The sequence below is a fragment of the Microbacterium testaceum genome (genome assembly GCF_001476655.1).
In the GTDB taxonomy this organism is placed as follows: domain Bacteria; phylum Actinomycetota; class Actinomycetes; order Actinomycetales; family Microbacteriaceae; genus Microbacterium; species Microbacterium testaceum_C.
Window position 1 is genome coordinate 1 of the sequence record NZ_LDRT01000082.1, and the last position, 22,949, is coordinate 22,949.

Below are 22,949 nucleotides of genomic sequence, written 5' to 3' on the forward strand. Positions count from 1 at the left end.
GCGCCGCTCAGCTGCGGTAGACCTCGAGCACCGTGGGGGCTCCCTCGGGCGAGCGCACGACCTCGATGGCATCCCCCGCCCGCACCTCACCGGAGCGGCGCACCCGAAGGTAAGCGCCGAGCCGGCCCGCCTCCGAGAACCGTCTGACCCACCCCCGCGCGTCGCGACCGCCCACCCAGCGAGCGAACGTCGCGCACGGAGTCCGTGGCATGGTCACCTCGAGCTCGACCGTGTCGCCGATCCGCCAGACCTCGCCGATGCGCGCAGCGTTCACATCGAGTCCCTCGACGCGCAGGTTCTCGCCGAACCAGCCCGGGTGGAGGTCGCGATGCAGTTCGGCCTGCCAGTACTGCGCATCGGCGGCCGAGTAGGCGTATACAGCCTTGTCGAGACCACCGTGGTGTTTACGACTCGCCTGCACGTCCGCGCGTACGCCGTACGGACCGATGCGGACGGGACCCTCGAGCGCGCGCTTGTCGATCGCGGTGATGCCGAGCGACCCGGCGTCGGGACGAAGCTGGTGGACGGCGCAGACGGCGACGAGGCGTGGCATCCGTCGATGCTACGGGGTCGAGAAGTCCCGCCGCATGACCACCCGATCACCGTCGACGGAGCGGATCTCGATCGAATCGATGCGGGATGCCGCGAGGTCGGTCCCCGCACTGAGCTCGGTCGTCGCCCCGGGACCGGCACGCCATGTCGACAGCACCGAGGTCGCGCCGGCGTCGTCGGTCACCGCGAGCGCGTAGGGCCAGCCGCCGGGCGGGGCGTCGAGCACCTCACCGGTGTACTGGCAGACCAGGTCGATTCGGGTTCCCCACGCAACCGGCGTCAGCTTGACCGACGCCTCGAGCGGGGCATCGTTCACCTCGTCGAGGGCATACGTGACGCCGGACGACGAGGAAGACGCGTTCGTGACGGCGACGACGGTCGGCACACCGACCGCGACGACCGCAAGGGATGCCGCGAGCGTCCACGCCGTGACCCGTCGCGCTCGACGTCTCCGCGCGGTCCGTACGACACGGGTCCGCAGCGAGGGGTGCGGCGTGACGACCGGCGCGGGACCGTTCGGCGTGTCGATCGCCCGGGCTCGCTCGGCGGACAGCCGCGACAGGAGCCCCGCGGTCGGGGCGAGCTCGGCCACCGCCTGCCGGCAGGAGGCGCAGACGGCGAGGTGGCCCTCGTACTCCGCGCGATCGGCAGCAGACAGCGCGCCCAGAACGTAGGCGCCGTCCCAGCTGGACAGCCTCTCGTGTTCGGCGCTCATCGCGTCACCCCCCTCTCCTGCAGGGCGAGCCGCAGTGCTCGCACCGCATAGTGCAGCCGCGACTTCACGGTGCCCGCCGGGATCCCCAGCTCTTCGGCGGTCTGCGCGACGCTGCGCCCGCCGTAGTACGCACTGACGATGACCGCGCGGTGGTCCGGCGTCAGAGTCGCCAGCGCCTCCTCGACGAGCAGCGCGTCGAACATGGCATCCGTGTCGTCGTCCCGTCCGGAGTCGGGCACCTCATCGACCGGGAGCTCATGGCGTCGCCGCGCGCTGCGCGCCTCATCGATGACGATGTTGCGGGCGACCGTGAACATCCACGAACGCAGCGATCCGGGGTCGTCGCTCATGATCCGCGGCGAGCGCCACGCTCGCAGCAATGTCTCCTGCACGACGTCGTCCGCCCCGGCGTGATCACCCGTGAGGCTGACCACGTACCGCCATACCGGCGCCGCATGGGCGTCGTACAGCGCGGTCAGACGCGCGTGATCGTCTCTCACCACGGCCGGCTCCTCCTTCGCGTTCTCAGGAGGACACGGGATGCCGGCCCCGATGGTTCACTTCGCGATGCCGCCCATCAGCGCGGAGAGGTACTGCGGATCGTTCACGATCGCGATCGTGATGCAGGTGCCGCCCACGATGGCGGCGACCGCGAAGCCGACAAGGGGGATCCAGAACGAGATGCGACCGCGTCGGAGCCGGCGCACGGTGAACAATGCCGTGAGGAGGTAGGTCACGCCGTACACGACCGCGGCGACCGCACCCCAGATGAAACCCGCCGTGAGGTTCGAGTAGGTCGCGTCGACGTCGAGGATCCGCGCGGCCTGCTCCGCGTAGTTCGGAAAGTCGAGGACCTGGGCGATCGTGGTGACGACCGAGACGAGGCCGTAGACGAGCAGCATCACCGTGATGATGCGGTCGACCAAGGGGCCTCGGGCCGGGACGGGCGCCGCGGCCTTCGGGACGGGGGACGTTTCTTGCGGGGCGACGCCGGCGTCGAGCGCCTCCGTCACCTCGGGACGCTGGATGCGCGCCTGCTGTTCCTCGGGCGTCGCGTACTCGCCGAACTGCGGACGCGGTCGGGGATCGGCGTCGCTCACGAACGACCCCGGCCGCCCAGCGCGCGCTGGTCGCGCTGGCCGGTGGAGTCCTGGCGCAGTTCCTTCGGAAGCGAGAAGATCAGGTCTTCCTCGGCCGTGCGCACCTCTTCGACGTCGCGGTATCCGGCGCCGGCGAGTTCGTCGAGCACCTCGGTGACCAGCACCTCGGGGACCGACGCCCCACTGGTCACGCCGACCGTCTCGACGCCATCGAGCCATTCCTGCTTGACCTCGTCGACGTAGTCGACGCGGTAGGCGGCCTTGGCGCCGTGCTCGAGGGCCACCTCGACAAGGCGCACGCTGTTCGAGGAATTCGCCGACCCCACCACGATGACGAGGTCGGCACCCGCCGCGACCTTCTTGATCGCGACCTGGCGGTTCTGCGTGGCGTAGCAGATGTCATCGGACGGCGGGTCCTGCAGGTGCGGGAAGCGCAGGCGGAGGCGGCGGACCGTCTCCATCGTCTCGTCGACCGACAGGGTCGTCTGCGACAGCCACACGACCTTCGAGGGGTCGCGCACCTCGACGACGTCGGCGTGCTCGGGCGAGTTGACCACGGTGACGTGCTCGGGAGCTTCGCCGGCCGTGCCCTCGACCTCTTCGTGCCCGTCGTGGCCGATCAGGAGGATCTCGTAGTCGTCGCGCGCGAAACGGACGGCCTCTCGGTGGACCTTGGTCACGAGGGGGCAGGTGGCGTCGATGGCCTGAAGGCCACGGTCGGACGCCGCGGATACGACCGCGGGCGACACTCCGTGCGCGCTGAAGACCACGTGCGAGCCCTCGGGGACCTCGTCGACCTCTTCGACGAAGATCGCCCCCTTCTTCTCGAGCTCGGTCACCACGTGGATGTTGTGCACGATCTGCTTGCGCACGTAGACGGGGGCGCCGTAGCGGTCCAGGGCCTTCTCGACGGCGACGACAGCGCGGTCGACACCCGCGCAGTACCCGCGAGGTGCGGCCAGCAGCACCTTCTTCTGACCCTCGACCGGGATATCCTGGAGCCGCCCACGTCGACCCGGAATCCGGGGAACGGGCAGTTGGACGACAGGTGTGCTCACCCCTCGATTCTACCGGGGCACCCCTGGACGATGGCCGAACCCCCGAGACTGGAGCCCATGACCTCGTTCCATCCCGAGACGGTGCCCGGCGAGGCCCCTCCCGCCGACTCGGTGCACCCCCGCGACTCGCGCACCGACACCCCGACCTCGGTATCGCGTCTGAACGACACGATCCGCGGGTTCATCGAACGCTGGGGCTCGGTCTGGGTCGAGGGTGAGATCACCTCGTTCAACCGCCGGGGCGGCAACGTGTTCGGCCGCCTGAAAGACCTTCACACCGAGTCCACGGTGGCGTTCCGCATCTGGTCGAGCACGCTGGCGCGCCTTCCGAAGGACCTCCAGGTCGGCGACCACGTCGTGGCGTGCGTCAAAGCCGACTACTTCCCGCGCACAGGGGACTTCTCGTTCGCGATCTCCGCCATGCGTCACGTCGGCCTCGGCGAACAGCTCGAACGACTCGAGAGACTGCGCGTGCAGCTGCGGTCGGAGGGCCTCTTCGACCCGGTCCGGAAGAAGAAGCTTCCCTTCCTCCCCCACTGCATCGGGCTCATCACGGGTGAGAACTCGGATGCCGAGAAGGATGTGCACCGCAACGCCGAGCTGCGCTGGCCCCGTGTGAATTTCCGGACGAAGTACGCCGCCGTCCAGGGCGACCGGTGCGTCCCGGAGACCCTCGCCGCGTTGAAGGCTCTGGATGCCGACCCCGAGGTCGACGTCATCATCATCGCGCGCGGTGGAGGCGATCCGCAGACGCTGCTCGGCTTCAGCGACGAGCGACTCGTACGCGCGGTGGCCGCGGCATCCACTCCCGTCGTCAGTGCGATCGGGCACGAGAACGACCGCCCCCTGCTCGACGACGTCGCCGACCTCCGCGCGTCCACGCCGACCGACGCCGCCAAGCGCGTCGTCCCCGATGTGGCCGAGCAGCGCGCCCTCGTCTCCCAGCTGCGAGCCCGGCTGACCGGACGCCTCACCCAGCGGGTGCTGCACGACATCGCGCAGCTCGAACAGATCCGCTCGCGCCCGTCGTTGCGCACCCCGCACGCGATGCTCACCTCGCGAGCACAGGAACTGTGGATGCTGTCGAACCGCGGCCGCGACATCGTCGATCGCCGACTCGAGGGCGAACGGCGCCGGACACGCGAGCTGAGCGCGTCGCTTCGCGCGCTCTCCCCCTTGGCCACCCTCGCCCGCGGGTATGCGATCGCGCAGGTCGAGGGCGGGGCGATCGTCCGCGACGCGAGCCAAGCCCCCGCGGGAACCGCGCTCACCGTCACCGTCGCCCGGGGATCGCTGGCCGCGCGCTCCGACGGCGAGATCGACGAGGCCCCGGCCGCTCCGCTCGACGACGAGGCATCGGACGACGGCGTGTCGGTGGGGCGCACCTAAGATGGACAGCATGACCGCGACGACTCCCGGCCCCTCGGCAGACGTCGCGACCCTCTCTTTCGAACAGGCTCGCGACGAACTCGTCCGTGTGGTGTCCGAGCTCGAGCAGGGCGCGCCCACGCTGGAGGAGTCGCTGGCCCTCTGGGAGCGCGGCGAACAGCTCTACGCCCGCTGCGAGGAATGGCTCCTCGGAGCGAAGCGTCGTCTCGACGCCGCGCGCGGCGAGGGCGAGGACGCGTGATGGCCCGGATCGTCGCCGAGCTCGGTCGCCCCGAGACTCCGGAGGAGACCGCGGCCCGCAAGGCCGAGTCGTCGCGCCGTTACCGCTCCAGCAAGACCTTCCGCAACCTGATCGCCGCTCTCCTGGCGACCGTCGCGGTCGTCTTCGTGATCGTGGCCATCGTGCCCCGCGGCACTCCGGTCCCCCGCCCCGAGCCCGACGTGCCCGCGCTGGCCGCCGATCTCGCAGCCGACCGTGGCCGCCCCGTGCTCACTCCGTCGCTCGGCGAGGGCTGGCGTGTCAACCAGGCGACCGTCGAGGGTGTCGGCGGCACCGAAGCGTGGACCATGGTCTACGTCCGCTCGGGCGAATCGGGTTTCCTCCGCGTCGCACAGGGATTCGACACCGACGAGGCCTGGGTGGGTCAGCTGCTCGCCGGTACGCGCAGCAGCGAGACCGTCGAGATCGACGGAATCACCTGGGATGTGTACCGTCCGGCCAACCCGTCCGGTACCGGCAACATCGACTACGCGCTGGCCACTTCCGCCGGCCCCGACTACGTGCTCGTCTACGGTGACGCCGCGCCCGAGACCGCGGCTCTCGCGGCGGCGTCGGTGACCTCGCAGGTGAAGCAGCTGAAAGAGATCCCGTGAGCGCACCCATGAGCCCGAGCCAGGTCTGGCAGCAGATGGTCGAAGGCAACCGACGTTTCGTGACCGGCGAACCCGCCCACCCCCGTCAAGACGTGGAGCGTCGCGCCGAGCTCGCCGGTTCGCAGCACCCGACCGCGGCCCTCTTCGGTTGCTCCGACTCGCGTCTCGCTGCCGAGATCATCTTCGACGAGGGCCTCGGCGATCTCTTCGTCGTCCGTAACGCCGGCCAGGTCATCTCGGACTCCGTGATCGGCAGCCTGGAGTACGCCGTCGGCGTCCTCGAAGTGCCCCTCATCGTCGTCCTCGCGCATGACGCGTGCGGCGCCGTCGGTGCGGCGATCGAGAGCACCGGCGTCCACGCGCCGACCCTCCCCGCGTACATCTGGCGCCAGATCGCGCCGATCGTGCCCGCGGTGCGCCGTGTCCAGCGCCAGACCGCCGTGGACGGCCGCCTGCCCGACCACGTCGACCCCGAGCTCGTGGGGCGGGAGCACCTCCGTCACACCGTGGGCGAGCTGTTGAGAGCCTCCGAGCTGATCAGCGAAGCCGTCGCCGATGGACGCACCGCGGTCGTCGGGGCCAACTACCGGCTCGACGAGGGGGAAGCCTTCCCCGTCGTCATCGTGGGCGACATCGACGACCCCCGCCTCGCGGACTCCCGCATCTGAGAACCGAACGAACGACCTGGAGGAACGACGACGTGACCGACATCGAGTACCGCATCGAGCACGACACCATGGGTGAGGTGCGCGTGCCGAAGGACGCCCTGTACGCAGCTCAGACGCAGCGCGCGGTCGAGAACTTCCCGATCTCGGGCTCGGGTCTCGAGTCGACGCAGATCGCGGCGCTGGCCCGGATCAAGAAGGCAGCGGCCCTCGCGAACAAGGACCTCGGCACCCTCGACGGTCGGATCGCGGATGCCATCGCCCAGGCAGCCGACGAGGTCGTGACCGGCGTTCACGATGCGCAGTTCCCCGTCGACACCTACCAGACCGGCAGCGGCACCTCCTCGAACATGAACATGAACGAGGTGCTCGCGACTCTCGCGACGCGCATCCTCGGTTCGACGGTTCACCCGAACGACCACGTCAACGCCTCGCAGTCGTCCAACGACGTCTTCCCGACCTCCGTGCACATCGCCGTGACGCAAGCGCTGATCACCGACCTCATTCCCGCGCTCGACCACCTCGCGGTGGCGCTCGAGGCGAAGGCCGACGCGTGGAAGGGCATCGTCAAGTCGGGTCGTACGCACCTGATGGATGCCACCCCCGTCACGCTCGGCCAGGAATTCGGCGGCTACGCGCGCCAGATGCGCCTCGGTATCGAGCGCGTGGAGGCTGTCCTGCCGCGCGTCGGCGAAGTCCCCCTCGGCGGAACGGCCGTCGGCACCGGCATCAATACCCCCCTCGGCTTCCCGCAGAAGGTCATCGAGCTCCTCGCGGCCGAGACCCAGCTGCCCATCACCGAGGCGAAGGACCACTTCGAGGCTCAGGCCAACCGCGACGGCCTCGTCGAGGCATCCGGAGCCCTCCGCACCATCGCGGTGTCGCTCACCAAGATCAACAACGACATCCGCTGGATGGGTTCGGGCCCGAACACGGGTCTCGGTGAACTCCACATCCCCGACCTGCAGCCCGGTTCGTCGATCATGCCCGGAAAGGTGAACCCCGTCGTTCCCGAGGCCACCCTCATGGTCTGCGCGCGCGTGATCGGCAACGACGCCACGGTCGCCTGGGCCGGTGCCTCGGGATCGTTCGAGTTGAACGTCGCCATCCCCGTGATGGGTACCGCGCTGCTGGAGTCGATCCGCCTCCTGTCCAACGCCGTGCGCGTGCTCGCCGACAAGACCATCGACGGTCTCGAGGCCAACGTCGCCCGCGCCGAGGCGTTCGCCGGGATGTCCCCCTCGATCGTCACCCCCCTCAACAAGGTCATCGGCTACGAGGCGGCGGCGAAGATCGCCAAGCACGCGGTCGCGAAGGGCATCACGGTCCGCGAAGCGGTCATCGACCTGGGCTACGTCGAGCGCGGTGAGATCACCGAAGAGGTGCTCGACGCCAAGCTCGACCTGCTCTCGATGACCCACCCGGGCTGAGCCCTCGCCGGCAGGAACGCCGAGGCGCGCCATAATCGAAGGATGAGCCGCGCACCGAGACCGATCTCGGCGCGCGCGCGACTCCTCGGCGCGATCCTCGGCGTTCTGTTTCTGGGGCTGGTCATCGCCGGCGGGGTGAGCTTCCTCGTGCAGAGCGAACGAGTGATCGCGAACGCCGAGAGACAGCTGGACGGATTCTCGAGCACGGCGGCGTCGACTTCCTCGGATGCCGTCGGCCTCGTCGCCGCGACGATTCCCGGACGCACAGATGGCACCATCGCCCTCACCGGCACGACGGTCCTCGCCGGCACGCCATCACCGCCGGGCCTCGCTTTCGCCGACGACACGCGGTTCATCTCCGCGCTGAGCGCCGCCATCGACCGCGGTGAGCTGCGCGGGCGGCTCGACGGGTCTCACGGCCCTGTGCTGTACGCGGCTGTTCCGCTGGGCGAAGCGACGGCCGTCCAGGTCATCTCCATCGACCAGCGCATGGAGCTCGTCACCCTTTCGACGACGACGTTCTCGATCGCCGGCACGGTGGTGCTCCTCGCCGTCGCCGTGGCGGGCTGGTTCGTCACCGGGGTGCTGTTCTCGCCCCTGCGGCGATTGCGCGACACCGCGGATGCCATCACCCTGGCCGACCTCGGTACGCGGCTGCCCCCGCAGGGCAACGATGAGATCGCCGACCTCACGTCGTCGGTCAACTCGATGCTCGATCGCCTCGCCATGTCGGTCGACGCGCAGCGCCAACTGCTCGACGACGTGCGGCACGAGCTCAAGACCCCGATCACGATCGTCCGGGGGCACCTCGAGATGATGGACCCGGCCGACCCGCACGACGTGTCGGAGACGCGCGATCTCGGCATCGCCGAGCTCGACCGCCTCTCACGCCTGGTCGACGACATCGACGCTCTGGCCGTCGTCGAGGCCGGCGCGCTGACGACCGAGGTCATCGCCGTGTCCGCACTCACGGACCGCGTCGGTGAACTCGTCAGCGCCATCCCCCACCACACCTGGACGATCGAGTCCCGCGGCCGCGGCAGCATCCACGGCGACCACGACCGCCTCGTCCAGGCGTGGCTGCAGCTCGCCGACAACGCCGCGAAGTACACACCCGACGGAACACCGATCGAGATCGGCAGCAGCACGGGCGAGAGCAACGTCGACCTGTGGGTGCGCGATCACGGTCCCGGCATCCCTCCCGCCGCACGACACCGCGTCTTCCGGAGGTTCGACCGCATCTCCACCCGTCGAGGCGTCGAGGGGTCCGGTCTCGGACTGTCGATCGTGGATGCCATCGCCAAGGCGCACGACGGATATTGCAGTGTGAGCGACACCCCGGGCGGCGGAGCCACCGTCACGCTGCACCTTCCTCTTCGCCGGGCGCACTCCCCGGCCGACCTCCCCACCCCCGTGCGCGCCGGAGACGTCGTGATGCAGAGAGAGGCCACCGGATGACCCGCATCCTCATCGCCGAGGACGAGGAACGCATCGCCGCGTTCGTCGCGAAAGGACTGGAGGCCGCGGGCTACCAGACCGTGACCGTGGACGACGGGGCCGACGCGCTCGACACCGCGCTCTCGGGCGACGTCGATCTCGTTCTGCTCGACGTCGGACTTCCCACGATCGACGGCTTCGAGGTTCTGCGCACGCTTCGCGGACAGGGGTCGGCGCTTCCCATCATCATGCTGACCGCCCGCACGAGCACCCGCGACACCGTGGACGGACTCGACGCGGGCGCCAACGATTACATGGCGAAGCCCTTCAAGTTCGACGAGCTGCTGGCGCGCGTACGATCCCGCCTCCGGGAGCCGCTGACGGCCCACACGATCTCGATCTCGCACGGCGACGTCACGCTCGACGTCCGCGGCCGGCGCGCCAGCATCAACGGCCGCGACGTCGACCTCAGTGCGCGCGAGTTCGCCCTCGCCGAGGAGTTCCTGCGACACGCGGGACAGGTGTTGAGCCGCGAGCAGCTGCTCAGCCGGGTGTGGGGCATGGACTTCGATCCCGGATCGAACGTGGTCGACGTCTACGTGCGCTATCTGCGCGGGAAGTTCGGTGCGGAGCGTATCGCGACCGTCCGCGGCGCCGGCTATCGCTGGGAGTAGACGCCGAAAACCCGAAAGCCCCCGGCGGGGGGAAACCGGGGGCTGTGGGGAGATCCTGCTCCGGGGGTCTGCTGTCTTACCCGAAATGCAGCGACCAGCCCGTGAAGAGCGGATCTCGTGTTCACTTCTCAGGGGGGAACCGCCGGGGCGGTGACGAGAGTGTCCTCTCGCCGATGACTCAAGTCTGGGGCCCGCCTATGAAAAACACAGGAGCCGGGCATGAGAATGCTCTCATCTGCGCGAAAGTGTGGGCCCGGGCACGCGTGCCCGGGCCCACACGATGACGCTCAGGAGAGCTCGCCGGCCTCCAACAGGTCGGTGACGAGTGCGGCGATCGCCGAGCGCTCCGACCGGGTGAGCGTGACGTGGCCGAAGAGCGCATGCCCCTTCAACGTCTCGATCACCGACGCGACACCGTCGTGACGACCGACTCGCAGGTTGTCGCGCTGAGCGACGTCGTGCGTCAGCACGACACGAGAGTTCTGGCCGATCCGGCTCAGGACCGTCAGCAGCACATTGCGCTCGAGGGACTGGGCCTCGTCGACGATGACGAACGCGTCGTGCAGGGAGCGGCCGCGGATGTGCGTCAGGGGAAGCACTTCCAGGAGGCCTCGCGCCAGCACCTCCTCGAGGACGTTGCCCGAGACGACGGAACCGAGCGTGTCGAAGACCGCCTGGCCCCACGGGCCCATCTTCTCGGCCTGGTCCCCGGGCAGATAGCCGAGCTCCTGGCCGCCCACCGCGAACAGCGGTCGGAACACGATGATCTTCTTCTGCTGCTGCCGCTCGAGCACGGACTCGAGGGCGGCGCACAGGGCAAGGGCCGACTTGCCGGTACCGGCTCGCCCGCCGAGAGACACGATCCCGACCTCCGGGTCGAGCAACAGGTCGAGGGCGATGCGCTGTTCGGCCGACCGACCGTGCAGACCGAAGGCATCGCGGTCGCCGCGGACGAGCCGGAACTCGCCGTCTCCGGTGACACGACCGAGTGCCGAGCCCCGCTCGGAGTGGATGATCAGCCCGGTGTTCACGGGCAAGCCGACGACCTCCTCGCTCGTGGCGACCTCACTCTCGTACAGGTCGCTGAGGTCATCGCCCGAGATGTCGAGGGAGGCGATGCCCGTCCACCCCGAGTCCATGGCCTGCTCGGCAAGATACTCCTCGGCCGTCAGGCCGAGGGATGCCGCCTTCACACGCATCGGCAGGTCCTTGGACACCACCGTGACCTCCGCACCGTCCTTGGCGATGTTCATCGCCACGGCGAGAATGCGGCTGTCGTTGTTGCCGGTGCGCATCCCGGAGGGCAGCACCATCTGGTCGGTGTTGTTCAGCTCGACGCGCAGAGTGCCGTCGTTGCCGACGGGAACGGGGAAGTCGAGACGACCGTGCTCGATGCGCAGTTCATCCAGGTGACGCAGGGCTTGGCGAGCGAAGTACCCGATCTCAGGATCGTGGCGTTTGCCCTCGAGCTCGGTGATCACCACGACGGGGATCACGACCGAATGCTCCGCGAAGCGGAAGAACGCTCGCGGATCGCTCAAGAGGACGGACGTGTCCAGAACGTAGGTGCGCAGGTCCTGTTCGGAATCGCTGCTCTCGACGACGTGACGCTGGTCGAATGGTGCTCGTGCAGTCACAACCCACTCCCGACCCGGGTGTCTCACCCGGTTGTCACGAGTCGACCTGTGGGTCACGAGTCGCAATCCGAAGGCCGACTCGATCAGGCTCCGTGCCCGATGTGATCACCGTACGATGCCGCGGGACGTCCGAGGGTCGTTAACACGCCACGAAAATGACGAGTGTGTGAACAACTTTCACTCTCGTGGTGAGGGTTTGCGACGCGCGCACCTTACTGCCCGAAGCGCCGATCCCGCGCCGAGAAGTCGCGAATGGCACGGAGGAAGTCGACTTCGCGCAGATCCGGACCGAGGGCCTCGACGAAATAGAACTCGGAGTGCGCCGACTGCCAGAGCAGGAAATCGCTGAGCCGCTGCTCCCCCGACGTGCGGATCACGAGGTCGGGATCGGCCTGACCGCCGGTGTAGAGGTGCTCGCCGATCTGCTCGGGCGTCAGGCTGGCAGCGAGTTCCTCGAGCGATCCGCCGGAGGCGTCGTGCTGGGCGATGATGCTGCGCACGGCATCCACGATCTCGCTTCGGCCCCCGTAGCCGACCGCGAGGTTGACGTGAAGGCCAGTGTGCGAGCGGGTGCGCTCGGTCACCTCGCGCAGAACCTCGGCGAGCTCGGGAGGGAGGCCTTCGGCGCGGCCCACGTGCTGGACCCGCCAGTCCGGTTCGAGCGACAACTCGCGAGCGAGTTCGGCGATGATCTCGAGCAGGTCGTTCAGTTCGCGACTGTCGCGCTTGACGAGGTTGTCGTTGGACAGCAGGTAGAGCGACACGACCCCGATGCCCAGGTCGTCGCACCACCGCAGGAACTCGTGCATCTTCGCCGCGCCCGCGCGATGACCGTGGGCCGCACTGTCGTAGCCGAGCTGACGCGCCCAGCGGCGGTTGCCGTCGATCATCATCGCGACGTGATGGGGAACGGTCGCGGGCATGCGGCGACGCAGGCGCGAGGCGTACAGACGGTAAAGGGGGCCGCGCCCCTCGTTCCTTCGCATCCGCGCCACCCGCCTACGCTACCGCGCGCCGACCGATTCGCCGTCGTCCGCGGACGGCTTCCACCTGCGGAAAAGGTGAGTGTCGCGCCGTGTTCCGTTCGCGGCATAGTCGTGCACGTAAGGTCTTCGTGTGAGACCGACGAGCCCTGATGACGGCGTGGAGATGCCTCAGCTCCCTCTGCTCGAAGCCTCCGCCGTCGGCGCGCAAGACGAGGTCAAGCCCACCTGGCGCGGATGGATCCACGCGGGGACATTCCCGGTCGCGATCGCGGCCGGAATCGTCCTCATCGCGCTCGCGCAGGGGGCGCCGGCGAAGTGGGCGTCCGCCGTGTTCGCGGCATCCTCTCTTCTGCTTTTCGGCAATTCGGCGTTGTATCACCGGTTCCACTGGAAGCCGAAGACCAAGGCCGTCCTCAAGCGCATCGACCACGCGAACATCCTCCTGCTCATCGCCGGCACGTACACGCCCCTCGCGGTGCTGGCCCTGCCGACGCCGAAGACCGTGCTGCTGCTGTCGATCGTGTGGGGCGGTGCGCTGCTCGGCATCCTGTTCCGCGTCTTCTGGATCAACGCCCCGCGGTGGCTCTACGTCGCGCTGTACCTCGCGCTCGGCTGGGCCGCCGTGATGTACCTGTTCGACCTGCTCGCGGCCAATGTCGCGATGATGGTGCTCGTCGTCGTGGGCGGGCTGCTGTACACCGCGGGAGCGATCGTCTACGCGCTCAAGCGCCCCAACCCGTGGCCCGGCCACTTCGGCTTCCACGAGATTTTCCACGTGTGCACCGTGCTGGCGTTCCTGTGCCACTGGACGGCGTGCCTGCTGATCGCCCTCGCGCCGGCCTATCACGGCGGCTGAGGCCGCCGTCACAGCGACCGGGCGCCCTCTGCGACGTCGGAGCGCCGCTCCAGCGGCGTCAAGGCGCTCCGGCGGCGTCAAGCCGCGAGGCGCGGCATCAGGTGCGCGGCGCGGCGTCAGGTGCGGCGTCGTCGGGGGTCTCGGCAGCGCGAGCCTGCTCCTCGGCGTCGAGCTCGGCGTTGACCTCTTCGCGATAGCGACCGCGGCGGATCCGTCGCAGCATGTCCCACACGAGGAGGAACACCGCGACGCCGATGAAGGCGATCGCGCCGAAGCCGAACGGCCCCGGCGTGACGAGCGAATCGTCGGGGGTGTTGGCCGGGGTGGGCGTGGTCGCGAGAGCGACGAGCACGGGAAGCATGGAGTCCTTCGGTCCGGGCGGAAGCGCGTAGCCTGGAACTCCAGCCTAAAGCCCGGAGAGACCATGACGACGCAGCAGATGCTCGATGAGCGATACGGCCGACGCACGTCGCCCCGCCGTCGGATCGTCCTGTGGAGCATCGTCGGTGTCATCGCTCTGACCCTCACCGGCCTGCTCGGGTGGACCACGGTGTCGAACACCATGCGGTCGGTCACGGCGACCGACACGGGCTTCACCGTGACGGACGCGAGCGCCGTGACGATCTCCTTCCAGTTCACCGCCCCCGTCGGCGAGCCCGTGGCATGCGCGATCGAGGCGCAAGACGAGGATCACGGAACCGTGGGGTGGCGCGTCGTCGAGTACCCGGCATCCGAGGATCACAGTCGTGCGTTCACGGAAGAGATTCCGACGCTCGCGCTGGCGACCACGGGTTTTGTCAACTCTTGCTGGGTGCCGTAAAATAGCCCGAGATGATGCGCCCCGGCTCGATGCCGGGGCGTTCGACATATCCCCCGGCGACACCCCGAAGGATGCCGCTCGGCCTCGACGAAGGAGTACCCGTGTCCAACGACGCCCAGGTGACGTTCCTCACCCAAGACGCCTACGACCGCCTCGCTCAGGAGCTCGAGCACCTCTCGACCACAGGTCGCGAAGAGATCGCGAAGCGCATCGAGGCCGCCCGCGAAGAGGGCGACCTCAAGGAGAACGGCGGGTACCACGCCGCGAAGGACGAGCAGGGCAAGCAGGAGGCGCGCATCCGCACGCTCCAGCAGCTCCTGAAGGACGCGAAGGTCGGGGAGGCGCCGGAGAGCCACGGGGTGGTCGAGTCCGGCACCGTCGTGACCGCCGTCGTCGCCGGAGGCGAAGAGAAGTTCCTGCTCGGCAACCGCGAGATCGCGGCGAACTCCGAGCTCGATGTCTACAGCGAGGCCTCGCCGCTCGGCGCCGCGATCATCGGTCTCAAAGAGGGCGAGAAGGGCTCGTACACCGCCCCCAACGGCAAGGAGATCTCGGTCGAGATCGTGAAGGTCGAGACCTACTCGGGCCAGTAGGCCTTCCGGTCGAGAGCCGCTCCCCCGTTCGGGGTGAGCGGCTCTCGACGTTCATGGGCCCGGCAGACGGCGTCGCGGAGCGATTCCGGATTCCCGGTGCCGGGGGCGAACCGCAGCGCCCGACGACGCGAAGGCGCCCCCGATGAGGGATATCGGCGGCGCTCGGCTTCAGTCTGGGACGACCGTGGCGATGAACCCGGCATCCTCGAGCGTCTGGATCACCAGCGCACGGTGCTCGGCACCCCGGGTCTCGACGCTCAGCTGCAGGATGACCTCGCTGATCTGCAGGCCCTGTCCGTGGCGGGTGTGCAGCACCTCGATGACGTTCGCGCCGACCTGCGCGAGCAGTTCCGAGACGCGAGCGAGCTGGCCCGGGCGATCGGGCAGAGGGATCCGCAGCGACATGTAGCGACCGGATGCCGACAACCCGTGCGCCACGACCCGCTGCAGCAGAAGGGGGTCGATGTTGCCGCCGGACAGGATCGTCACGGTGGGTCCGGTCGCCTGGATCTTGCCGGCGAGGATCGCCGCGACGCCCACGGCGCCCGCGGGCTCGACGACCTGCTTCGCGCGCTCGAGGAGCACGAGGAGAGCGCGGGCGATGTCGTCCTCGGTGACGGTGACGACCTCGTCGACGTACTTCCGGATGAGCTCGAACGGCAGATCGCCGGGTCGGGCGACCGCGATGCCGTCGGCCATCGTGGGGGTCGTCTCGACCTGCAGGGGGTATCCGGCGGCCAGCGACGACGGATAGGCCGCGGAGTTGTGCGCCTGCACGCCGATGATGCGCACCTCGCGCCCCTCGGCGGCCGCGCGCGCCTTCACGGCTGCGGCGACGCCCGCGGCGAGGCCTCCCCCGCCGATACCCACGATGATGGTGTCGAGGTCGGGCATGTCCTCGATCAGCTCGAGACCGAGCGTGCCCTGGCCCACGATGATGTCGCGGTGGTCGAACGGGTGGATCAGCACGGCCCCGGTGCGCTCCGCGAACTCGGCCGCGAGCCGCAGCGGCGTCTCGACCGTCGCCCCCTCGAGGATCACCTCGGCGCCGTAGCCGCGCGTGGCGAGCAGCTTCGGCACGGGAACCCCGAGGGGCATGAAGATCGTCGCCGGGATGCCGAGCTGCTGGGCCGCGAGCGCCACGCCCTGCGCGTGGTTCCCGGCGGAGGCGGCGACGACTCCTCGCGCCCGTTCTTCGGCGGTCAACCGGGACAGGCGGTGCGACGCGCCGCGGATCTTGAAGGAGCCGGTGCGCTGGAGGTTCTCGAGCTTGAGGTTGACCGGAACGCCGAGGAGCTCGGTGAGGTGCAGCGACTCGTCGAGCGGCGTGCGCGTGATGATGCCGCGCAGAGCCTGCGCGGCATCCTCGAACTCGGCCAGGGTGGGAGTGTCGTTCATGATCTCCTTCCGCGCTCGCGCGGGACGGTCTGCCAGATGAGATCTCGAGATGCCAACGGCTGCCCCTCGTGCTCCCAGGCCTTGGAGCTGAGGTACACCGCGACCACGTTGACGAACGCGGCGAGAGGCACCGCGAAGAGCGCGCCCGCGATGCCGCCGATCATGGCGCCGCCCGCGACGACGAGGACGACCGCGAGCGGGTGGACTTTGACGGCCGACCCCATGAGGATCGGCTGCAGGATGTGGCTCTCGACCTGCTGGACGCCGAGGACGACGATGAGCATGAACAGGGCGATGAGCGGGCCGTTGTAGACGAGCGCGATGAAGACGGCGAGGGCGCCGGTCGCCACGGCTCCCACGAACGGGATGAACGCCCCGAGGAACACGAGCACGCCGATCGGGATCGAGAGCGGGACGCCGAGGAGGAAGGCGCCGAGCCCGATGCCGATGGCATCGATCGTGGCGACGAGAAGCTGCGTGCGCGCGTAGCTCTTCACCGTGCGCCACCCGGCGCGCCCGGCACCGTCCACCGCCGGGCGCGCGACGCGCGGGAACAGCCGCGTGGTCCACCGCCAGATCCCGCCGCCGTCGGCGAGCAGGCAGAGCAGGATGAAGAGGGTCAGCAAGACGCCCGTGCCGACGTGGCCGAGGGTCGTGCCGATCGCGAGGGCACCGGTCCACAGCAGTTCGGCCTGCTGCTGCAGGAAGGTCCCGGCCTGCGTGAGACCGTCGTCGATCTGCTGCGCACTGAGGTGCAGGGGGCCGTCGATGAGGTACTGCCGGAACTGCTCGACAGCCAGCACCGTGCGCTCCTGCACCGAGCCGAACTCTCGCGAGATCTGCCAGACGGCGAGCCAGACCAGACCCGAGATGATCGCGATCGTTCCCAGCACGGTGACCACGATCGCGAGCCACTTGGGCCAGCGGTGCCGCTGCAGGAAGGAGAACGCGGGCCAGACCAGTGCCGTGATGAGGATCGCGACCAGGAGAGGGATGACGAGCAGCTTGAGCTGGATCACCACCCAGACGACGACGCCGAGCGCCGCCGCGATCACGAGCAGCCGCCAGGCGTAGGCGGTCGCCTGCCGCAGCGCGGGCGGAACCGGGGGCTGGAGGTCGCTGGAGACCGTTCGCCGCTTGAGCGCGTCGAGGAACGATCCGCGGGTCTCGGGATCCGGTCCGGTCATCCTGTCAGCCTACCGCCGCGTTCCCCGAGCGCTGGCCGCGATGTCGGAGGCGGTGGCTACGGTGAAACACATGACCACGACGCTCCGTCGCGCCGACGCACGCCGTATCGCACTGGCCGCGCAGGGCTTCGCCCGGCCGCGGCCCGAGACGGTGGGCACCCGCCAGATCACGGGTGCGCTGCACCGCATGCGAATCCTGCAGATCGACTCCGTCAACGTGTTCTCGCGCTCGCACTACATGCCGCTCTTCGCGCGCCTGGGCGCGTATGAGACCGCCCTGCTCGACAAGCTCGCGTTCTCACGCCGGCCGAGATGGGTGGAATCCTGGGCACACGTGGCCTCCCTCGTCTCGACCGACGACTGGCCGCTGCTGCAGTTCCGTCGTGACGCTCTGCGCGACAAGTACGGCCGCGACGCCTGGGCTGAGGCCAACCAGCCCCTGCTGCAGTGGCTTCGCGACGAGCTCGCCGCGCGCGGGCCCCTGCGACCGGCCGAGATCGATCACGACGCTCGCAGCGGCTCCCGGGGGTCCTGGTGGGGCTGGGACGACGTCAAGAACGGTCTCGAGCGCCTCTGGCTCTTCGGAGAGGTCGCGATCGCCGGACGTCGAGGATTCGAACGGCGCTACGCTCTGGCATCCGACGTCCTCCCCGCGTCGGCGCTCGAGACGACCGTTCCGAGGCAGGAGGCCGTCAGAGAGCTCGTCCGACGCGCGGCGGTGGCGTACGGCGTGGCGACGGCGGCCGATCTCGCGGACTACTGGCGCATCCGCGATCGTCCCGCGGTCCTGGCGGCGGTGCGCGACCTCGTCGACGCGGGTGAGCTCATCCCGGCCCAGGTCGAGGGGTGGAAGGTGGCGGGGCGACCCGCGAGGGCGTGGCTGCATCGGGATGCCGCGCGCCCCCGCCGCGTCGACGCCACGGCGATCCTCACCCCGTTCGATCCGGTCGTCTGGTTCCGCGACCGCGCCGAGAGGCTGTTCGACTTCGACTACCGCATCGAGATCTACACGCCGGCACCGCAGCGGCGGTTCGGCTACTACTCGCTCCCCGTGATCGTCGGCGACGACGTCGTGGGACGCGTCGACCTGAAGGCCGACCGCTCATCGAGTGCGCTGCGCGTTCAGTCGGCGTGGTGGGAGCACGGAGCGCCTCCGGATGCCGCCGACCGCGTCGCCGCGGAACTGACCACCGCGGCGCAGTGGCAGGGCCTCGAGCGGGTCACCGTCGCGCGCTGGGGCGACGCGGCAGACGCCATCGCGGGCGCTTTGGGGGCCGAGCGCCACGAGCACCCCGACGGTCGATCCAACGCAAAGGTGCCCCCTCCGTGAGGGAGGGGGCACCTGCGGGTCAGAATTGGACGCGAGGGGGTTCGGCGATCGCCGCCCCGTCGACGACCTCGAAGAACTCCCGCTCGCTGAAACCGAGCTGGCGGGCGAAGAGGTTGTTCGGGAAGACCTTGATCTTCGTGTTCAACTCGCGGACTCCGCCGTTGTAGAAGCGCCGGGACGCCTGGATCTTGTCCTCGGTGTCGACGATCGAGTGCTGCAGCTGGAGAAAGTTCTGGCTCGCCTGCAGCTGCGGGTAGGCCTCGGCCACCGCGAACAGCGACTTCAGGGCCTGCTGCATGTGCCCCTCGGCGACACCGGCTGCGGCGGGGCTTTCGGCTGCGAGGGTCTCGGCACGGGCGCGCGTGACGTTCTCGAACACGGCCTTCTCGTGGGCGGCGTACCCCTTGACCGTCTCGATCAGGTTCGGCAGCAGGTCGGCCCGGCGCTTCAACTGGACGGTGATGTCACTCCAGGCCTCGTCGACGCGCACGTTGAGGGCGACGAGCGAATTGTAGGTGGCCCACAGGTAGATACCGGCGATCACCACGATGCCGACGATCACCAAGACCGGTACGAGCCACTCCCACATAAGTCCCCACACTCCGTTCGGAAGATTGCCCTTCAGTCTAACCGCGGGGCGGGGCGCGGCACCGAGGTGTGGCGGGGACTCCCAGGGGATGCGCATGCAGGCCCGGCGGCACGAGCGGACGAGACCTCGTCCGTGCAAGATGTGTACCCCCGGTGGGACTCGAACCCACACTGAAGCGATTTTAAGTCGCCTGCCTCTGCCATTGGGCTACGGGGGCCCGTCCCCACCGTACCGCGGGGCGGTTCTCGCGCAGCGTCATGCGGAGCTCGGCGACGACACACCGACGCGGGCCGAAGCGGCGCGGCGCGTCGGACCCCGAACCCGCAGGACGGTGCAGGGGGCCGCGACCGTGCGCCGCGGCATCCGGAAACGACGAGACCCCCGTACCCGGAAAGGGCACGGGGGTCTCGGATCGCGAAGATTACTTCGCGGAGACGGGCTCGGGCTTCTTCTCGGCCGCGGGGGCCTCGGCGGCCGGGGCCGCGGGGCGCGGACGGGCCGCGAACTCCTCGAAGGTGGCGCGCGGGTTCTGCACGGCCTCGAGGTTCACGGTCTCGCGACCGTGCAGGAAGTTCTGGACCCAGTCGCCGATCACGCGGAACTTGCGCTCCCACGTGGGCATGGCCAGGCCGTGGTAGCCGCGGTGCGCGAGCCAGGCGATGAAGCCGGTCAGCGCGATCTTGCCGGACTGGAAGGCACCGTTGTACAGGCCCAGGCCGGCGACGGCACCGAGGTTCTTGTGGAAGTACTGCTTCGGCTGTTCGCCGCGCAGGACCGCCACGATGTTCTTCGCCATGAGCTTGCCCTGGCGGACCGCGTGCTGCGCGTTGGGGACGCAGAAGCCTCCGACGCCACCACCCGAGAGGTCGGGAACGGCCGAGACGTCGCCTGCAGCCCACGCGCCCTCGACGAATTCTTCGTCGGTTCCGACGCGGAGGTCGGGACGGGTGCGGATGCGGCCGCGCTCTTCGACGGGCAGGTCGCTGCCACGCACGACCGTGGGGTTCGCCATGACACCGGCGGTCCAGATGATGAGGTCGCTGGGCAGCTGCTCACCCGTGGAGAGCTCGATGACGCCGTCGACGGCGCCCTTGACCTGCGTGTCGAGGTGGACGAAGGCGCCCTTCTTGGCGAGGTCCTTCAGCACCCACTCGCTCGTCTTCTGCGAGACCTCGGGCATGATGCGGCCCATCGCCTCGATCAGGTGGAAGTGCGTGTCGTCGAACGACAGCTGGGGGTAGGACTTCAGCAGCGACGACGCGTACGCGCGCAGCTCGGCGAAGACCTCGATACCGGCGAAGCCTCCGCCGACGACGACGACGGTCAGCAGGCGGTCGCGCTCGGGACCGGCCGGAAGCACCGATGCCTTGTCGAAGTTGGAGGTGAGGCGGTCGCGGATCGCGACGGCCTCTTCGATCGTCTTGAGACCGATCGCGTTGTCGGCGATGCCCGGGATCGGGAACGTGCGCGAGACGGCACCGGCGGTGACGACGATCTGGTCGTACTCGTGCTGCCACGTCTCGTCGCCGGCGATCGGGGTGATCGTCGCGGTCTTGGTCGCGTGGTTGATCCCCGTGACCTTGCCCGCGATGACCGTGGTGCGCTTGAGGTGACGGCGGAGGCCGACGACGACGTGACGCGGCTCGATCTCACCGGCCGCGACCTCGGGGAGGAAGGGCTGGTAGGTCATGTACGGCAGCGGGTCGACGATGGTGACCTCGGCCTCACCGCGGCCGAGCAGCTTCTCGAGCTTCCACGCGGTGTAGAAACCCGCGTAGCCTCCGCCGACAATGAGAATCCTGGGCACGGTGCTGGTCACGATGGGAGAGACTCCTGGTTTGTGGTGCGGCTCGGCTCGCGAGAATTGCGCGCCTTTCGAATTCGCCGGGCAGCAGCACTGACGCCGAGCGCAATCATTATAGCCGCGAGCGTGGCACCCGCGAGCGGCAGTGACCCGTACAGCACGGTATCGCGCGACGGCAGCAGAGGCGAACTCGCGGAGGGAGGCCCCTCGATCGGCGGCAGGGGCGGGATCTCCACGGGCGCCGAACTCGGCGTCGGACTCGGCTCGCTGTCGGCACGCCGGTAGACGCGGATCCAGTCCTCCAGACTGCCGAGCGGGTTCTCCGACACCGACGGGACGTCCGCCGAGACGGCCCGGGAGGCGTCCACGAGACCGTACCCGTAGAGGAGGTCGAGCCCCGGTGCCGTTCCCGGCGCGGGCTTGGCGGTCGAGATGAGACGGTTCAGGACGTTGTCGGCATCCATTCCGGGATGCGCCGCGCGGACGAGAGCAGCGATTCCGGCCACGATGGGGGCCGCGCCGCTCGTGCCGTTCCACTGGACGAGTGTGCCGTCGGCCGAGATGCCGAGAAGGCGCTCGCTGGGCGCCGAGATGCCGATCGTGATGCCCTGGGTCGAGGCGTCGCTGCTCGCACGTCCGGACGGATCCACCCCGCCCACCGCGAGAACGCCGGGGATCGTCGCGGGGGCGCCCACGCGGTCGGTGCCGCTCCCCCGATTGCCCGCCGCGACGACCACGACGACGTCGTGATCGAACGCGTACATGAACGCGTCGTCCCAGCTGGGGTCCCAGTCGAGGGTGTTCGTCGTCAACGACAGGTTGATGACGGTGGCGCCCTGATCGACGGCCCAGCGCATCGCCTTCGCGATCTGCTCGGTGAACGGAACCGAGGCCGACGCCCCGAAGCCGATCGAGATCGAGAGCAGATCGGCCTCGGGAGCGACGCCGATCATCCCGCGCCCGTTGCCGGTGCCACGCGAGGCGGCGAGAGAGGCGACCCAGCTGCCGTGGTTGGAGTCCACGGCCCCGACCGGCGTGCGGCCGTCGGAGGATCCCGCCCCCGACACGTCGGTGCCGCCCACGACGGCGCCGCTGAACTCGACCGGCCCGCGGCCGATGCCGGTGTCGATGATGGCGATCTTCTGCCCCGCTCCGCGCGTGGTGTTCCACGCATCACGGATGCCGTACTGATCGAGCCAGTACTCCCCCGCACGGACGCTGTCGGTCGGGTCCTCGGGCACGGGGGCGGTCGTCGCCCCGCTGAGCATCACCGCGAGAACGAGGGATGCCGCCGCGGCGACGGCGCGTCTCATCCGCCGGCTCCGGGGGTCTCGCAGACGCACCGCTCGGGCGACCAGGTCCCGCGGGCGAGAGCACGGTCGCCGATCGGATTCACGCCGGGCCCCGCGGCGAGGGCGTGGCCGGCCAGGGCGTGCAGGCACTTCACGCGCGTCGGCATTCCACCGGCCGAGATGCCGGCGATCTCGTCGGGCTCTCCGTAGGCCGCGCGGGCGCAGAGGTAGGCCTCGTGCGCGGCGAGATAGGCGGCGCGCAGGTCGTCGTCGTCGGCGAGCTCGTCCTGGAACTCCTTCATCACGTGCCCGGCCTCGAGCACCGACATCGCGGCGGTCGCCGCCGGGTGCGTCAGGTAGAAGAACGTAGGGAACGGGCTGCCGTCATCGAGACGCGGAGAGGTCGCCACCACGGTCGGATTGCCGCAGACGCAGCGCGCCGCGATGCCCACCACGCCGCGCGGGACGCGGCCGAGCTGCGCCTGCAGAACGGCGAGGTCGGCGTCGGAGGCGGGGGGAAGCGGCGTGGTAGTCATCGTTCCCAGGGTACCCGGCGGTGTCGCA

The 22,949-nt window shown here is 69.4% G+C and carries 25 protein-coding genes and 1 tRNA gene; 11 read left to right on the forward strand and 15 right to left on the reverse strand.

The genetic code is table 11. The features are described 5' to 3' along the window. Positions 1-7: 7 nt before the first annotated feature. From NS220_RS12120 to NS220_RS12140, 5 genes are read right to left on the reverse strand one after another with little or no spacing between them, the layout of a single operon-like run. The gene (locus NS220_RS12120; protein WP_058624310.1) at positions 8-553 is read right to left on the reverse strand and encodes an MOSC domain-containing protein; all 546 of its coding nucleotides are present in this window, start codon (positions 551-553) and stop codon (positions 8-10) included. A 9-nt stretch (positions 554-562) separates the two neighbouring features. Next, a complete protein-coding gene (locus NS220_RS12125) occupies positions 563-1,267 on the reverse strand; it encodes an anti-sigma factor family protein (RefSeq protein ID WP_058624311.1) in 705 nt (234 codons plus the stop codon). Next, on the reverse strand, positions 1,264-1,770 hold the full coding sequence (locus tag NS220_RS12130) for a sigma-70 family RNA polymerase sigma factor (protein ID WP_081323152.1): 507 nt from the start codon (positions 1,768-1,770) through the stop codon (positions 1,264-1,266). Before NS220_RS12130 ends, NS220_RS12125 begins: the two co-directional genes overlap by 4 nt. 54 nt (positions 1,771-1,824) lie before the next feature. Then, positions 1,825-2,367 carry a DUF6264 family protein gene (locus tag NS220_RS12135; RefSeq protein WP_058624312.1) on the reverse strand — a complete coding sequence of 181 codons (543 nt, stop codon included), beginning with the start codon at positions 2,365-2,367 and terminating at the stop codon, positions 1,825-1,827. After that, a complete protein-coding gene (locus NS220_RS12140; RefSeq protein ID WP_193755357.1) occupies positions 2,364-3,425 on the reverse strand; it encodes a 4-hydroxy-3-methylbut-2-enyl diphosphate reductase in 1,062 nt (353 codons plus the stop codon). Before NS220_RS12140 ends, NS220_RS12135 begins: the two co-directional genes overlap by 4 nt. 57 nt (positions 3,426-3,482) lie before the next feature. Here NS220_RS12140 and xseA point away from each other — a divergent pair, with 57 nt between their 5' ends. The 7 genes from xseA to NS220_RS12175 are packed head-to-tail and all read left to right on the forward strand — an operon-like array spanning position 3,483 to position 9,893. After that, positions 3,483-4,814 (forward strand): exodeoxyribonuclease VII large subunit, encoded by a 1,332-nt coding sequence (gene xseA, locus NS220_RS12145; RefSeq protein ID WP_058624313.1) that lies wholly within the window; start codon positions 3,483-3,485, stop codon positions 4,812-4,814. Positions 4,815-4,824: 10 nt separating this feature from the next. Continuing rightward, positions 4,825-5,055 carry an exodeoxyribonuclease VII small subunit gene (locus NS220_RS12150; RefSeq protein ID WP_013586103.1) on the forward strand — a complete coding sequence of 77 codons (231 nt, stop codon included), beginning with the start codon at positions 4,825-4,827 and terminating at the stop codon, positions 5,053-5,055. Then, the gene (locus NS220_RS12155) at positions 5,055-5,687 is read left to right on the forward strand and encodes a DUF4245 family protein (RefSeq protein WP_058624315.1); all 633 of its coding nucleotides are present in this window, start codon (positions 5,055-5,057) and stop codon (positions 5,685-5,687) included. The genes NS220_RS12150 and NS220_RS12155 overlap by 1 nt, the downstream gene beginning before the upstream one ends. 8 nt (positions 5,688-5,695) lie before the next feature. Further along, positions 5,696-6,355 (forward strand): carbonic anhydrase, encoded by a 660-nt coding sequence (locus tag NS220_RS12160; protein ID WP_058624316.1) that lies wholly within the window; start codon positions 5,696-5,698, stop codon positions 6,353-6,355. A gap of 32 nt (positions 6,356-6,387) precedes the next feature. Then, entirely contained in the window at positions 6,388-7,782 is a 1,395-nt protein-coding gene (locus tag NS220_RS12165) for a class II fumarate hydratase (RefSeq protein WP_058624317.1), read from the forward strand. A gap of 42 nt (positions 7,783-7,824) precedes the next feature. After that, positions 7,825-9,240 (forward strand): sensor histidine kinase, encoded by a 1,416-nt coding sequence (locus tag NS220_RS12170; RefSeq protein WP_058624318.1) that lies wholly within the window; start codon positions 7,825-7,827, stop codon positions 9,238-9,240. Then, entirely contained in the window at positions 9,237-9,893 is a 657-nt protein-coding gene (locus NS220_RS12175) for a response regulator transcription factor (RefSeq protein ID WP_058624319.1), read from the forward strand. The genes NS220_RS12170 and NS220_RS12175 overlap by 4 nt, the downstream gene beginning before the upstream one ends. 287 nt (positions 9,894-10,180) lie before the next feature. Here NS220_RS12175 and NS220_RS12180 read toward each other — a convergent pair whose 3' ends face one another. Beyond that, positions 10,181-11,530, reverse strand: coding sequence for a PhoH family protein (locus NS220_RS12180; protein ID WP_058624320.1), 1,350 nt, complete (start codon positions 11,528-11,530; stop codon positions 10,181-10,183). Between the two features lie 212 nt (positions 11,531-11,742). Then, positions 11,743-12,516 carry an isoprenyl transferase gene (locus NS220_RS12185; protein WP_058624334.1) on the reverse strand — a complete coding sequence of 258 codons (774 nt, stop codon included), beginning with the start codon at positions 12,514-12,516 and terminating at the stop codon, positions 11,743-11,745. 163 nt (positions 12,517-12,679) lie between these two features. Here NS220_RS12185 and trhA point away from each other — a divergent pair, with 163 nt between their 5' ends. Then, positions 12,680-13,372, forward strand: a complete 693-nt coding sequence (trhA, locus tag NS220_RS12190; RefSeq protein ID WP_058624335.1) for a PAQR family membrane homeostasis protein TrhA — start codon at positions 12,680-12,682, stop codon at positions 13,370-13,372. 97 nt (positions 13,373-13,469) lie between these two features. Here the strand turns inward: trhA and NS220_RS12195 are convergent, their stop codons facing one another. Then, positions 13,470-13,733 carry a hypothetical protein gene (locus tag NS220_RS12195; protein ID WP_058624321.1) on the reverse strand — a complete coding sequence of 88 codons (264 nt, stop codon included), beginning with the start codon at positions 13,731-13,733 and terminating at the stop codon, positions 13,470-13,472. A 63-nt stretch (positions 13,734-13,796) separates the two neighbouring features. Here NS220_RS12195 and NS220_RS12200 point away from each other — a divergent pair, with 63 nt between their 5' ends. After that, entirely contained in the window at positions 13,797-14,192 is a 396-nt protein-coding gene (locus tag NS220_RS12200) for a DUF4307 domain-containing protein (protein ID WP_058624322.1), read from the forward strand. A gap of 101 nt (positions 14,193-14,293) precedes the next feature. Further along, positions 14,294-14,785: a transcription elongation factor GreA gene (gene greA / locus NS220_RS12205; RefSeq protein WP_058624336.1), complete on the forward strand. Its 492-nt coding sequence runs from the start codon at positions 14,294-14,296 to the stop codon at positions 14,783-14,785. Between the two features lie 168 nt (positions 14,786-14,953). Here the strand turns inward: greA and ilvA are convergent, their stop codons facing one another. Together ilvA and NS220_RS12215 are read right to left on the reverse strand one after the other, a co-directional pair. After that, a complete protein-coding gene (ilvA, locus tag NS220_RS12210) occupies positions 14,954-16,183 on the reverse strand; it encodes a threonine ammonia-lyase (protein ID WP_058624323.1) in 1,230 nt (409 codons plus the stop codon). Next, positions 16,180-17,370, reverse strand: a complete 1,191-nt coding sequence (locus NS220_RS12215) for an AI-2E family transporter (RefSeq protein WP_058624324.1) — start codon at positions 17,368-17,370, stop codon at positions 16,180-16,182. The genes ilvA and NS220_RS12215 overlap by 4 nt, the downstream gene beginning before the upstream one ends. 70 nt (positions 17,371-17,440) lie before the next feature. Between NS220_RS12215 and NS220_RS12220 the strand changes: the two genes are divergently transcribed. Beyond that, positions 17,441-18,700 (forward strand): winged helix-turn-helix domain-containing protein, encoded by a 1,260-nt coding sequence (locus tag NS220_RS12220; protein WP_058624325.1) that lies wholly within the window; start codon positions 17,441-17,443, stop codon positions 18,698-18,700. 19 nt (positions 18,701-18,719) lie between these two features. Here NS220_RS12220 and NS220_RS12225 read toward each other — a convergent pair whose 3' ends face one another. From NS220_RS12225 to NS220_RS12245, 5 genes are all read right to left on the reverse strand, one after another. Continuing rightward, positions 18,720-19,289, reverse strand: coding sequence for a LemA family protein (locus tag NS220_RS12225; RefSeq protein ID WP_058624326.1), 570 nt, complete (start codon positions 19,287-19,289; stop codon positions 18,720-18,722). A gap of 144 nt (positions 19,290-19,433) precedes the next feature. Then, positions 19,434-19,506: transfer RNA gene (locus NS220_RS12230), tRNA-Leu, on the reverse strand. A gap of 204 nt (positions 19,507-19,710) precedes the next feature. Next, positions 19,711-21,108 carry an NAD(P)/FAD-dependent oxidoreductase gene (locus tag NS220_RS12235; RefSeq protein WP_242864610.1) on the reverse strand — a complete coding sequence of 466 codons (1,398 nt, stop codon included), beginning with the start codon at positions 21,106-21,108 and terminating at the stop codon, positions 19,711-19,713. Beyond that, positions 21,105-22,406 (reverse strand): S8 family serine peptidase, encoded by a 1,302-nt coding sequence (locus NS220_RS12240; protein WP_058624327.1) that lies wholly within the window; start codon positions 22,404-22,406, stop codon positions 21,105-21,107. Before NS220_RS12240 ends, NS220_RS12235 begins: the two co-directional genes overlap by 4 nt. Then, on the reverse strand, positions 22,403-22,921 hold the full coding sequence (locus tag NS220_RS12245; RefSeq protein ID WP_058624328.1) for a DUF501 domain-containing protein: 519 nt from the start codon (positions 22,919-22,921) through the stop codon (positions 22,403-22,405). Before NS220_RS12245 ends, NS220_RS12240 begins: the two co-directional genes overlap by 4 nt. Positions 22,922-22,949: the final 28 nt, after the last annotated feature.